This window comes from Collinsella sp. AM29-10AC, from assembly GCF_003469085.1.
GTDB lineage: Bacteria > Actinomycetota > Coriobacteriia > Coriobacteriales > Coriobacteriaceae > Collinsella.
In genome coordinates this window covers 66,023-79,687 of the sequence record NZ_QSKB01000002.1, presented here as the reverse complement: position 1 = coordinate 79,687, position 13,665 = coordinate 66,023, and the positions used below count along the sequence as shown (strand labels likewise).

The following is a 13,665-nucleotide window of genomic DNA, read 5'->3' as shown; positions in this document are numbered from 1 at the left end:
CATTTCTTTGGAGGCCGATATGTCCGAAAAGAGTGCCCTATTCATGGCGCGCACGACGCGCTTCCACGAGTTTGCCCGCAGCTTGACGACTACCCTGGGTGTCGAGGTGAGCCTGGCAACTCCCGATTCGCCAACTGCGGCGCACGACTTTGACCTGCTGATTCTCGATTCAGATGGCATCCGCAGCGACCGCATCGATCAGATTGCCAAGTGGCTTGACGATCGCGGCGGCGTCCCCATGCTGGTGATCGTCGACGACGAGGCACTCGGTACCTTGCGCCTGCCCAATCACGCGCATGCCGACTTTGTATGCCCCACGGCGACGCCCAACGAGCTCAAGGCTCGCGCGCAGCGCCTGATGGGCGAGGAGGAGACCGTTACCGCCGACGATGTGCTCAATATCGATAACCTCGAGATTAACCTGGCTACCTACCAGGTGACGCTCGATAACGAGCCCATCGACCTGACGCTGATGGAGTACTCACTGCTGAGCTTTTTGGCGACGCACCCCAACCGCGCCTACAGCCGCGAGGTGCTGCTGCACCGCGTGTGGGGCTTTGAGTACTGCGGCGGCACGCGCACCGTCGACGTGCACATTCGACGCATCCGCTCCAAGGTGGGCCCGCAGATCGCGGCGCACATCACCACCGTCCGCGGCGTGGGCTATCTGTTTAAGGACTAGATTTCCACCACAAAGGGGACAGGCACCTTTGTGATGGTTTTGACGCAGATGCGGGTTCCTCTCGAATCTGCAACAGAACTTAAGCCTTCCTAAAAGATTGCGTTCTCATACACTTGCGCCCGCATATTGGGGTACAACTCAACGTGAACAACGATGGCCCGCCACGTGTTTGGCGGGCCTTTGGTTATTTGACGAAAGGATCGCAGCCATGAGCGAGAACGATTCCCAGCGTCCCCAGGATGCGGGCAACGCCGGCGAGACCCAGCAGCAGCCGCGTGTGCAGGTGGAGTCGACGCCTGCCGACAGCAACATTCCCTACGTGCAGGCATACGACACGCAGACCGGCAAGCCGCTGGGCGGCCAACAGGTTGTAAACAAGCACACAGTGGTCAAGACTAAGACCAAAAAGCTGCCGATCTTTATTACGGCGCTCGCCGGCTGCGCCTGCGGAGCCCTGCTGGTCATCGCGCTCATTATGAGTGGCACGCTCAATATCGGTGGCGGCAAGAATGCCGTGACGGCGGGTGCTTCGGGTTCATCGACGCAAAAGATTACGATTGATTCCGAGGACACCACGCTGGCCGAGGCCGTTTCTGCCAAGGCCCTGCCCTCCGTGGTTTCCATCACCGCCACTTCGAGCGGCAGCCAGAATGGCTCGCTTTCGCAGTCTGCCGACGAGTCGGACAACTCGGGCAGCGTCGGTTCGGGCGTGGTGCTCGATACCGAGGGCCATATCCTCACCAACAACCACGTGGTCGATGGCTATGACCAGTACGTGGTTACCATGGATGACGGCACCACCTACGAGGCCGAGTTCGTGGGCAACGATGCCTCGAGCGACCTGGCCGTCATCAAGCTCAAGGACGCCGACGCCTCCAAGCTCACGCCGATCGAGATCGGTGACTCCTCCAAGCTCAACGTGGGCGAGTGGGTCATGGCGATCGGCTCGCCGTTCGGCAACGAGCAGTCTGTCTCCACGGGCATTGTGTCGGCGCTGTATCGCTCCACGGCCATGAGCTCTACCAACGGTAACACCATCTATGCCAACATGATCCAGACCGATGCCGCCATCAACCCGGGCAACTCCGGCGGCGCGCTCGTTAACGATAACGGCGAGCTTGTGGGTATCAACTCGCTCATCGAGAGCTATTCGGGCTCCAGCTCGGGCGTGGGCTTTGCTATTCCCGTTAACTACGCCAAGAACATTGCCGACCAGATTATCGACGGTAAGACGCCGGTGCACCCGTACCTGGGAGCTACGCTTTCGAGCGTCAACGCGCTCAACGCCCGCACCAACAAGTTGAGCACCGATAGCGGCGCGTACGTGGCGAGCGTCGTCGAGGACGGTCCCGCCGCCAAGGCCGGCATCCAGGAGGGCGACGTCATCACCAAGCTGGGCGACGATGAGATTTCGAGCGCCGATGGTCTGATCATCGCGCTGCGCAGCCACGAGGTGGGCGAGAAGGTCGAGATCACGCTCATGCGCGGCAAGGAAGAGAAGAAGGTCACGGTCGAGCTGGGCTCCGACGAGGAGCTGCAGAACCAGCAGCAGAACGACAGCGCGACCGATACCGGCAACGGCGGTATTACCGACGAGCAGCTGCGCCAGTATCTGGAGGAGCTGCTTGGCCAGCAGGGCCAGGGTCAGGGCAACGGTCAGGGTTTCTAACGAGCCGTTTCGCACATATCGAGCCAGAGGGGGGGCTGTTCCGCCAACGCGGGACAGCCCCCTCTTTTCCTATTGATCCGTTGGGACAGAGGAAAACGAATCATTTGGAAATGGCAAGGGCATGGTTTGATCGCGCGATCCATCCCGGTTCGGCGGCTGCCGATTCGGTGCGGTTTGAGACCGCTATTCGGCGCCATGGTGACCGGTGGTACTCTAGTATCCGTTTGAAATCGAGCGAAGGAGTGCCGCTATGGAGCAATCGAGCCTGTTTGGTGACGGCGTGGACATCGATACCGAAACGCCCGCGGGCGCGGATGCCGCTGCGCCGGCCGACGCCCATGCCCAGGCCGCCGCGCGCGCGGCCGAGCTGCGCCACGAGCTCGATTACCACGCGTACCGCTACTACATGCTCGATGCGCCCGAGATCACGGACGCCGCCTTCGACAAAATGCTCGTTGAGCTGCAGCAGATCGAGGCGACCTACCCCGACCTGGTGACGCCCGACAGCTATACCCAGCGCGTGGGCGGCTACGTGAGCGAGCAGTTTACACCGGTCACACATATGGCGCGCATGTATTCCATGGACGATGCTATGGATCTGGACGAACTTGACGCGTGGCTCCAGCGCGCCGAGGATGCGCTCGGTGCCGGCAGCGTCACCTATACCTGCGAGCTTAAGATCGACGGCTTGGGCGTCGCGCTTACCTACCAAAACGGCACCTTCGTACGCGCCGCCACGCGCGGCGACGGCACCACGGGCGAGGACGTGTCGCTTAACGTGCGTACCATCAAGGATGTGCCCATGCACCTGTCCGAGCCGGCGCTCGCCCACATGGGCGCCGATCGCGAGCGTACCATCGAAGTGCGTGGTGAGGTCTACATGCCCAAGGGCAGCTTTGTCCGTCTAAACGAAGAGGCCGATGCCGAGGGCCGCGACCCCTTTGCCAACCCGCGCAACGCTGCTGCAGGATCCCTGCGCCAAAAGGACCCCAAGGTCACGGCGCGCCGCGACCTGGCCACCTTTATCTACGCCATTGCCGATACCGATCCGCTGCACGTCCACAGCCAGCGCGAATTTCTCGACTGGCTGCGCAGCGCCGGCTTCAGCGTCAACCCCAACGTGGCCCGCTGCGCCACGCCGGCCGAGGTCCACGAGTTCTGCGCCCAGGCCCTCGAGCACCGCGGTGACCTGGACTACGACATCGACGGCGTAGTCGTAAAGGTCGACAGCTTCCAACAGCAGCTCGACCTGGGCTTTACCGCCCGCGCGCCGCGTTGGGCCATCGCCTTTAAGTTCCCGCCCGAGGAAAAGCAGACCGTCCTGCGCGAGATTCGCATCCAGGTGGGTCGCACCGGCGTGCTCACGCCGGTCGCCGAGTTCGACCCGGTGACGGTCGCCGGCTCCACCATCGCGCGCGCCACGCTGCACAACATCGACGAGATCCGCCGCAAGAACGTGCGCGAGGGCGACACTATCATCGTGCACAAGGCGGGCGACGTAATCCCCGAGGTCGTGGGCCCGGTGCTCGACAAGCGCCCGGCCGATTCGGTCGACTGGCACATGCCCGAGGTCTGCCCCGTGTGCGGCAGCCCCGTGGTTCACGAGGATGGCGAGGTGGCCTACCGCTGCGTGTCCATCGACTGCCCCGCACAGCTCAAGGAGCGCCTGCTCCACTGGGTGAGCCGCGGCTGCATGGACGTCGACGGCCTGGGCGACGAGATCGTCGACAAGATGATCGCCGCTGGCCTGATCCACGATGTTGCGGACTTCTACCAGCTCACGGTCGACGACATCGCCGGCCTGGACACGGGGCGCGTGTACGCCAGCTCCAACAGCAAAAAGGGCGTTAAGAAGGGCGATCCCATTCCGGTAGGCCTTAAGACGGCCGAGAAAATCATCGCCGAGCTCAACAAGTCCAAGAGCCAGCCGCTCGGTCGCGTGCTGTTTGCCCTGGGCATCCGCCACGTGGGCAAGAGCGTGGGCGAGGTCATCGCCGAGCGATTCCTGTCGATCGACAAGCTCATCTTGGCGAGCGAAGAGGATATCGCCGAGTGCGAGGGCATCGGTCCCAAGATTGCGGCGAGCGTCAAGCAGTTCCTGGCCGTGCCCGAGAACCTCGCCGTGCTGGAACGTCTGCGCCAAGCGAGCCTTTCGCTCGAGGTCGACTTGGGCGCCGCTCATGCGCAAGCCGCGGCCGAAGCTGGCGTGGCGGGCGAGCTCGCCGACGCACAGCCGCTTGCGGGTCTGACCTTCGTGCTCACCGGCACGCTCGTCAACCGCACGCGCGACGAGGCAGGCGCGGCGCTCAAGGTGCTCGGCGCCAAGGTTTCGGGCAGCGTGTCGAAGAAGACGAGCTATCTGGTCGCCGGCCCCAAAGCGGGCTCCAAGCTCACCAAAGCCGAGCAGCTGGGCGTGCCTGTATTGGATGAGGACGCACTCGAGCAGATTTTGGCTACTGGCGAGGTGCCTGAGGCGTAAGGCATCGATAGCCAAATTGAAGAACCGCCCGGAAGCACGATGCCTTCCGAGCGGTTCTTACTTTGCTGGGGCAACCGGCACCGTGATCTGCGTTACGTAGGTTGCCGGGTCGTCGCTGATGATGTCATCGATAAGGGCGATCTCGCGCGAAGGCCCGGTGGGCGCCAGGTTGTGCTCGCGCATATAGCCGAGCAGCTGCTTATAGCGCGGGGCTGCTTGCCCGTGCGTGCCGCGGAAGCTTATGGTCAGGCAGCGCGCGGCAGGTCGCGTCTCAACGTCGCCCAAGTAATCATCGGTGTCATCGAGCAGCAGGAAGACCTCGTCGTAGCCATCAAAGTCGCCGGCGGCGAGGCGTTCGGGCGCGATGCCCACACCCAGATTGCCCAGATAGGCAAAGGTTTCGTGCTGCCCCTGCTGAAGCTGGCGGATATGCCATCCCAGCGAATAGGCGTCGGTGGGATTGACGCGCTCGTGCAGCGTGGCGCAGCGAAGTTCGGGTTCCTCGATTTCGCTAATGGTGTCGAGATCAGCATTCAAAGCGCCATGAAGCAAGGCAAGCCGCTGGTCAATCTTGCGCGACATGCGCTCCAACTCACGCCGCCTGTGCTCAATTAACTCCTGTTGCTTGGTCAGTTGCCGTTGTATCAAATCCATATCGCGCGTAGTGACAAACTCGCGAATCTGCGCCAGCGGCAAGTCGAGAACGCGCAGGTTGCCGATGGTGTTGAGGGTGGAGAGCTGCCGCGATCCGTAGTAGCGGTACCCACTTGCCGGATCGACATATGCCGGCTCCAACAGCCCCATCTGCTCGTAATGACGCAGTGTGCCCACGCTCAAATTGAGCAGGCGCGCCACCTCGCCAATGCGGAGCAGGCCCTCGGTATGTTCAGTTGGCGAGTCGGCCATAGGAACGCTCCTTTCAATAGAGCCGGGGAGGGGCGCCAGGCTCGCGTTGCCCCGCTACGCCATCAGCTTGTCAAAAGTTCCGCGGCGGTTGAGCACGGTAAATGCAATCACGCAGATGGCCGCCGACAGAATCGACCCGCACGGCGAGGCGATACCCATGGGGAACAGCGTGTCGGAATAGGCGTTCGACAGCAGCCATGCACCGGGCACGCGAATGAGCGCCACGGCCAGCACGTTGTGCGCAAAGCCGATGTAGCTCTTGCCGTATGCAGCGAAAAAGCCGCTAAAGCAAATGTGGATGCCGGCAAAAATCGCGTCGAGAATATAACTGTGCATATAGCCAGTACCGGCGGCGACCACCGCGGCGTCTTTGGCAAAAAAGCCGATAAACGCTGGTGCCACCAGCCACATGAGCACCGTGACCAGGCAGCCGTACACCACCGAGATGGTCATGGCATCCTTGAGCACCTGACGCGCGCGGTCGCCCTTGCCCGCACCGGCGTTTTGCGCCGTGAGCGCGCTGACGGTAGCGCCCATGGAACTCGGCACAATGAACAAAAAGCTGATCATCTTCTCGACTAGGCCCACGGCGGCGGCGTCGACCAGGCCGCGGTGGTTGGCGATGACGGTGATGAACATAAACGCCACCTGGATGCAGCCGTCCTGCACGGCCACGGGCACGCCGATCTTAAGAATGCTACCGAGCACCTCGGGCTGGGGGCGCAGGTCGCTGCGCTTAACGTGGATGTTCGTGCGACGGCTTTTGAGCCACACGAGCGCGAGGGCAACGCTGGCCGTCTGTGCGATGACCGTGCCGAGTGCGGCGCCCACGGGGCCGAGCCCCATGTGGCCGATAAACAGAAAATCAAGCGCGATGTTGATGATGCACGCCACGCCGATCACGTACATGGGCGAGCGCGAATCGCCCAGCCCGCGAAAGATGGCCGAGAGGATGTTGTACGCGGCGATAAAGGGAATGCCGATAAAGCAAATGCGCAGGTAGGCGGCGGTGCCTTCGACCGCCTCGGCCGGCGTGCCAATGAGCGCCACGATCTGCGGGCACAGTGCGAGCAAGACAGCGGCCAGCACCACCGAGACACCCATAAAGAGCGTGATGGTGTTGCCGATGGCGGCCTCGGCGCGGTCGAAGCGGCGCGAGCCCACGGCGTGGCCGACGATGACCGTCGTTCCCATGGCCAGACCCACGAGCGTCACAGTGATGATATAGAGCGTCTGCGCGCCATTGCCCACGGCGGTGATGCCGGCGGCGCCGCTAAACTGCCCCATCATGTACAGGTCGGCCATGCCGTAGAGCATCTGCAAAAAGTACGAGAGCATATAAGGCAGGGCAAAGACCGCGATGGTCTTGAGGACGTTGCCGCGTGTGAGGTCGTGTTCCATGGGCGGGGCTTTCTGGCTGGGTTCGTTTTGCTACCAGTGTAGTGAAAACCCTGCAACGATTGTAGAGTCAAGGTTTATGTTGGCAGCGGGGCGAAAAAAGTCGCGCTCGCGTTCATTTCCAATTGAATACAGAGATGCACCTTGCGAGCTTAGCGCCTGCACTAGCCTTGCAGAAATCGATTTCGGAACACTTGACACCGCCGCATGGCGCGCCATAATACGTGGGTTTGCGAACAACGTTTGATGGGGGATGAACCTGCGTGCGCAATCTCAAGATTCTGTTTTCCTATCTGGGGGCATACCGCCGCGATGCCATTCTCGGCGTGTTCTTTGTGACGGCCGAGACGGCGCTCGAGCTGTTTATCCCGGTCATCATGGCAAATATCATCGACGTGGGCGTGCCCGCGGGCGACATCAACTACATGCTGTTGCAGGGCGCGTATATGCTGGTATGCGCCGCATGTTCGCTGGTACTTGGCTTGGGCTATGCACGCACGTCTGCTCGCGTCGCCTCGGGGCTGGGCGCTAACCTGCGCGAGGCCGAGTATCGCAAGATCCAGACGCTCGCTTTTGGCAATCTGGACAACTACGACGCCAGCTCGCTTGTCACTCGCATGACCACCGACATCACCGTGATTCAAAACGCCGTAGGTAACGGTTTCCGCCCCATGGTGCGCGGGCCGGTAAATCTGGTCATGGGCCTCGTCTACGCTTTCGCGCTCTCGCGCGAGCTCGCGGCGGTCTTTGCCGTCATTCTGCCGATGCTCGCCATCGTGCTCGGTATCATTACCGTGCGCGTGAGCCCGCTCTACCGCCAGCTGCAGACCTCGATGGACCATCTCAACGGTGTGGTGCAGGAGGACCTCACCGCCGTGCGCGCCGTCAAGGCGTACGTGCGTGCCGAGCACGAGGAGGCCAAGTTCGATGCCGTCAATACCGAGCTTGCGCGCACCGCGACGAAGACCTTTGGCAACGCCGTGCTCAACCTGCCGGTGTTTCAGCTGTCGATGTACGTGGCAGCGCTTTCCATTCTGTGGATCGGCGGGCGCATGATTCTTGCCGGCGAGCTCGGCGTGGGCTCGCTCACGGGCTTTATGAGCTATGTGCTGCTGATCATGAACTCGCTCATGATGATTTCCAACGTGTTTTTGCTGCTCACCCGCGCACTTGCCAGCGTGGAGCGCATCTCACGGGTGCTCGACGAGCGTTCGCTTATCCAAGCGCCCGACGCTGCCGCTGCCGTGCACGGGGTGGCCGACGGAAGCATCGAGTTTCGCGACGTGTCGTTTAAGTACCGCGCGGATGCTGCCGAGGATGTGCTCGAGCATATTGACCTTTGCATTGAGGCAGGCTCCACGGTGGGCGTGCTCGGCGGCACGGGCTCGGGCAAGAGTTCGCTTGTGCAGCTGATCGCGCGCCTGTACGACGCCACCGAAGGCGCCGTACTCGTGGGCGGGCGCGATGTGCGCGATTACGACCTGGTTGCCCTGCGCGACGCGGTGGGCATTGTGCTGCAAAAGAACGTGCTGTTTACGGGTACCGTGCGCGAGAACCTGCAGTGGGGCGCGCCCGATGCCACCGACGAGGAGCTCCTGCGTGCCTGCCGGGCGGCATGCGTGGACGAGTTCCTGGATCGCATCGGCGGCCTTGACGGCTATCTGGGCCCGGGCGGTGCCGGTGTCTCGGGCGGGCAGAAGCAGCGCCTGTGCATCGCGCGTACATTGCTCAAGCATCCGCGTGTGCTCATCTTTGACGATTCGACCAGCGCGGTCGATATGGCGACCGACGCCAAGATCCGCGAGCATATCGCTCAGATTCCCAACACGACGGTGATTGTCATTGCGCAGCGCATTGCGAGCGTCATGGATGCCGCCCGCATTATTGTGTTGGACGACGGCCGTGTCCACGGCGTGGGCACGCATGAGGAGCTGCTGGCGGGCGACAACATCTACCAGGAGATTTATGCCTCGCAGATGGAGTTCGCTGGGAACGCAGACACCGGCGACGGCTGCGACGATCGCTGCGCGAACGATCAGTTTTCCTCCGTCCCCAGCGAATCGCCCTTGGAAGGGGGTGAGCGCCATGCCTAAGACCGCAGCCCAAGCACGCCCTGCCGACCTCAAGCGCACTGTGCGTCGCTTGCTCTCCTACATGGGGCATGCCAAGTTCTCGTTGCTCGCGGTGGGCGTGCTCGCCTCCGTCGCCGCCATCGCGAGCCTCGCCGGCACCTACATGGTGCGCCCCATCGTTAACGGTTTGGCCACGGGCGGGGAGGAACTGCTCGCCAAGCAGGTCATCCTGACGGCGATCATCTACGCCGTGGGCGTACTCTCCGCTCTGGGCTACTCGCAAATTATGGTGCGTGCGGCCCAGCGCGTGGTATCCGATATCCGCCGCGACCTGTTCGCGCACATCCAGACGCTGCCGCTCAGTTATTTTGACAGCACGCGCTCGGGCGACATCATGAGCTTCTTTACCAACGACGTCGACACCGTCTCCGAGGCGCTCAACAACAGCTTTGCCAACGTGATTCAGGCGAGCATCCAAATGGTCGGCACCACGGCTATGCTCATCATCCTCAACTGGCAGCTCACGATTATCACGCTCGTGTGCGACGCGGCCATTGTGCTGTACGCGCGCTACTCGGGCATGCGTTCCAAGCGCTTTTTTGCCGCTCAGCAGGCGTCGCTGGGCGATTTGGACGGATATATCGAAGAGATGGTCTCGGGCCAAAAGGTCATCAAGGTCTTTAATCACGAACAGGCCAACGTGGCTGGTTTTGACGTGCGCAACCAAGAACTGCGCCGCACCGGTGGCGCCGCGCAAGCCTACGCCAACTCGATGGTGCCCATGACCGTGGTGATCGGCTATGCCAACTACGCCGTCGTCGCCGTGGCGGGCGGCATGCTCTGCATCAAGGGACTCGCCGACGTAGGTGCGCTTGCGAGCTATCTGGTCTTCGTACGCCAGGCCGCCATGCCCATCAACCAGTTTACGCAGCTGGGCAACTTCTTGCTCAATGCGCTGGCCGGTGCCGAGCGCCTGTTTGCGGCTATGGACCTTAAGCCTGAGGTGGACGAGGGCTGCGTGGAGCTGGTGCAGACGGGCGACGCCTCGTGGGCGTGGAAGATTCCCGAGGGCCAGGGCGTGGGCGCGTACGGGCACTTGCATGATGTGGCTGCCGTTGATGAGTCGGGCCGTGCGGTGGCTGCCGACGGTACCGAGCTCACGTGCGGCTTGGTCCCGCTTGCCGGCGACGTGCGCTTCCATGCCGTGGACTTTTCCTACGTGTCGGGCACCCGTGTGCTCACGGACCTCAACCTGTTTGCCAAGCCGGGGCAAAAAATCGCGTTTGTGGGCTCGACGGGCGCCGGAAAGACGACCATCACCAACCTCATCAACCGCTTTTACGAGGTCGATGACGGCGAGATCACGTACGACGGCATCGATGTCAAGCACATTGCCAAGGCCAGTCTGCGTGGGTCGCTCGGCATTGTGCTGCAGGACACGCACCTGTTTAGCGGCACCATTGCGCAGAACATCCGCTTTGGCAAGCTCGACGCGACCGACGAGGAAGTGCGCGCCGCTGCCGAGGCAGCCTGCGCGGATTCGTTTATCCGCCGCCTGCCTAGAGGGTACGACACGCCGGTCACGGCCGACGGCGCCAACCTGTCGCAGGGCCAGCGCCAACTGCTCGCCATCGCGCGCGTGGCCGTTGCCGACCCGCCGGTGCTCATCTTGGACGAGGCCACGAGCTCCATCGACACGCGTACCGAAAAGCTCATCGAGCGCGGTATGGACCGCATCATGCGCGGACGCACCACGTTTATGATCGCGCACCGCCTGTCCACCGTCCGCGACGCCGATGCCATCATGGTCCTTGAACACGGCCGCATCATCGAGCGCGGCACGCACGAAGAGCTGCTCGCTCAGCACGGCGAATACTGGCAGCTCGCGCATGGCTTAAAAGAGCTGGATTAACCCGTTCGAGCACGATGCTTTGAGCCCTCCGTGCCCCCTCACCTAGCCTCAAACCATCACAACATTCGACGTTTTTCGCCAAAATCGAGAAAAGCATCGAATGTTGTGATGGTTTTTCTGCCACTCGGCCGGGTGGAATCGCTTTCTTGTGCACGAAGGTGTGCGGACCCGTGGGCAGGGGAATAAGGTTGGTTATCCGACTCCATTGGAGGGCTCATGGACCTGCCGATCGTCTTGTCCCATAAGACTGCCTGGCTGTACCACAACGTGGCGCGCCCGTCCGAGCCGCTCTCGCGAGCAAGCAGCCTATACGATGAGGACTCGCTTGCTAGCGAGGCGGAGCCGACTGCGAGCCTGCCCAAATTGGGACTCGATGCCAAGGGACTGAGGGCTTCAACGGCAGTTGGGATCGTTACCGACTATCTGGTTTCGCTTGGTATTCCACGAGAAGAGCTCGATCATATCGACACGCTCGTCAACTTCGATTTTGAGCGCTCGACGCCGGCTGGATTTAGGTGCCACGTGTTTGGGGCGCCGGTACCTCCAGGCCATCTTATCGAGGTGGCAGAGGGCCTTCTAGTGGTTGATGAGGCCATGTGCTTTGTTCAAGCGGGTTCGTGGATGAGCGAGCCCGAGCAGCTGGAATATGGCTACGAAATCTGCGCCCGATACCATTTGAATCATCTGTCGACGGACGATTATGTCGAGATGGGGCAGAGGTATACCGTTGCCGACTTGATTGCCTATTGCAATGAGAACCGATCTCGTCAGGGGGCTATACGCGCGGCCGCCGTGCTCAGGCGCGTGCACGATGGCGCGCGATCGCCCATGGAGACGGCCACCGCAATCATGGTCGTAGCAAAACGTTCCCAGGGAGGGCTGGGATACGCCAAGATCGAGCTCAACCATCGGGTTGATGTTCCCAGCGAGTTCAAGTATCTCGCAAAGGCCGGGTATTTCGAGATCGACGTATATGCACCTGCGAGCGGTACGGGGATTGAATATAACGGCTCGGACCATCTTGATAAACAGCGCAGCGCGTCGGATGCGGAGCGCATGACCGTGCTGAGCGCGCTGGGCTTTAGGATGATCGTCCTCACCGGGACTCAGTTTGCCCATCAGCTGCAATTGCACCGGGCGATGAACGCCATCGCGCTTGCGATAGGCCTTAAGTGCGACCGAAGCGAAGCGTTCCAGAAACGTCAGAACGACCTGCGAGAATTCGTGATTCGGCACTGGGACGGCGGCCTCTAGGGGCGTTTTGGTCCTTCTACGGGGTGCCGTGGGCAGGCAAACCATCACAACATTCGACGTTTTTTGCCAAAATCGGGAAAAGCATCGAATGTTGTGATGGTTTGTGTGCTGAGGATGGGCTTGGGAAGTTCGTTTTGCTCGAAGCGACCTGTCCTGTCGTACGGGTGTCGGCGTGATTCTCCCGTGGGGTATTATGTTTTCCGAAGAATAAAACGCCGCGTGAGGGGAGGCCTGCGTGGACGGACACGTGCAACATGACGGCTTTGGCCGCGATATCAACTACCTGCGTATTGCCGTTACCGACAAGTGCAATTTCCGCTGCATTTACTGCATGCCGGCCGATGGCGTGGCGCCCCGCGCGCACGACGAGCTGCTCAGCGCCGAGGAAATCGCCCGCTTTGTGCGCTTGGTAGCGGGGGAGGGCATTCGCCGCGTGCGCCTGACGGGCGGCGAGCCGCTGGTCAGCCGCCGTATCATTCCGCTTATTCGCGACATCCGCGCGATTCCGCAGATCGAGGACATCTCGCTTACCACCAACGGCGCCTTGCTGCCCAAGCTGGCGCCGCAGCTCAAAGACGCGGGGCTTAACCGCGTCAACATCTCGCTCGACACGCTCGACCCCTTGCTGTTTGGAAAGATCACGCGCCTGGGTCGGCTCGAGCAGACCATGGCCGGCATCGACGCGGCGCTGGCTTGGGGCTTTGAGCCCGTTAAGGTCAACTGCGTTGTGGTGCGCCGACTCAACCAGGATGTGGCGGCCCTTGCGCGGCTCACGCTCGACCGCCCCATCCACCTGCGCTTTATCGAATACATGCCCATTGGCGACGAGCGCACGAGCTCGCATTGCGCTGTGGACCCGCATGCGCCCGCGCTCAATCCCGAGCTGTGGGACGCGAGCGATACCGTGCCGAGCGACGAGCTGCGGGCGCGCATCAATGCCGGGGCCGCCGCGGTGGGACTGGGCGACCTCGAGCCGCTCGACATCAACGACGCTCCTGCCGGCGCGGGCCCTGCGCGCTACTGGCGCTTTCCGGGTGCGGCGGGAACGGTCGGCTTCATCAGCGCCATGTCCAATCATTTTTGTGCGAACTGCAACCGTCTGCGCCTGACGGCCGATGGCAACGTGCGTCCGTGCCTGTTCAGCGATGCCGAGTATTCGGTGCGTGAGGCGCTGCGCCGTGGTGATGATATGCAGGTACTTTCGATTTGGCGCGATGCTGTGGCCCACAAACCGCAGGAACACGCGATAATTGAGGGCACGCAACGATTTATGTCCCAAATCGGAGGGTGATC

9 protein-coding genes are annotated in these 13,665 nt (G+C 61.9%); 7 read left to right on the top strand and 2 right to left on the bottom strand.

The window, feature by feature from the left end; genetic code table 11:
• Positions 1-19 precede the first annotated feature (19 nt).
• The 3 genes from DW754_RS01335 to ligA all read left to right on the top strand — a co-directional run bounded on the left by DW754_RS01335 (position 20) and on the right by ligA (position 4,830).
• Entirely contained in the window at positions 20-682 is a 663-nt protein-coding gene (locus DW754_RS01335; RefSeq protein WP_006234733.1) for a response regulator transcription factor, read from the top strand.
• A gap of 208 nt (positions 683-890) precedes the next feature.
• Positions 891-2,351, top strand: coding sequence for a S1C family serine protease (locus DW754_RS01330; RefSeq protein ID WP_117758202.1), 1,461 nt, complete (start codon positions 891-893; stop codon positions 2,349-2,351).
• A 250-nt stretch (positions 2,352-2,601) separates the two neighbouring features.
• Positions 2,602-4,830 (top strand): NAD-dependent DNA ligase LigA, encoded by a 2,229-nt coding sequence (gene ligA, locus DW754_RS01325; protein WP_117758201.1) that lies wholly within the window; start codon positions 2,602-2,604, stop codon positions 4,828-4,830.
• 57 nt (positions 4,831-4,887) lie between these two features.
• Here ligA and DW754_RS01320 read toward each other — a convergent pair whose 3' ends face one another.
• Both DW754_RS01320 and DW754_RS01315 read right to left on the bottom strand, forming a co-directional pair.
• A complete protein-coding gene (locus tag DW754_RS01320; protein WP_117758200.1) occupies positions 4,888-5,736 on the bottom strand; it encodes a MerR family transcriptional regulator in 849 nt (282 codons plus the stop codon).
• A 54-nt stretch (positions 5,737-5,790) separates the two neighbouring features.
• Positions 5,791-7,137, bottom strand: a complete 1,347-nt coding sequence (locus tag DW754_RS01315) for an MATE family efflux transporter (protein WP_117758199.1) — start codon at positions 7,135-7,137, stop codon at positions 5,791-5,793.
• 260 nt (positions 7,138-7,397) lie between these two features.
• On the opposite strand from DW754_RS01315, the gene DW754_RS01310 reads away from it, so the two are divergent.
• The 4 genes from DW754_RS01310 to moaA all read left to right on the top strand — a co-directional run bounded on the left by DW754_RS01310 (position 7,398) and on the right by moaA (position 13,663).
• On the top strand, positions 7,398-9,227 hold the full coding sequence (locus DW754_RS01310; protein WP_117758198.1) for an ABC transporter ATP-binding protein: 1,830 nt from the start codon (positions 7,398-7,400) through the stop codon (positions 9,225-9,227).
• Positions 9,220-11,118, top strand: a complete 1,899-nt coding sequence (locus tag DW754_RS01305) for an ABC transporter ATP-binding protein (RefSeq protein ID WP_117758197.1) — start codon at positions 9,220-9,222, stop codon at positions 11,116-11,118. The genes DW754_RS01310 and DW754_RS01305 overlap by 8 nt, the downstream gene beginning before the upstream one ends.
• A 216-nt stretch (positions 11,119-11,334) precedes the next feature.
• Complete coding sequence (locus DW754_RS01300; protein ID WP_117758196.1) at positions 11,335-12,372, top strand: hypothetical protein; 1,038 nt, start codon at positions 11,335-11,337, stop codon at positions 12,370-12,372.
• A 235-nt stretch (positions 12,373-12,607) separates the two neighbouring features.
• A complete protein-coding gene (gene moaA / locus DW754_RS01295; RefSeq protein ID WP_233508830.1) occupies positions 12,608-13,663 on the top strand; it encodes a GTP 3',8-cyclase MoaA in 1,056 nt (351 codons plus the stop codon).
• Positions 13,664-13,665: the final 2 nt, after the last annotated feature.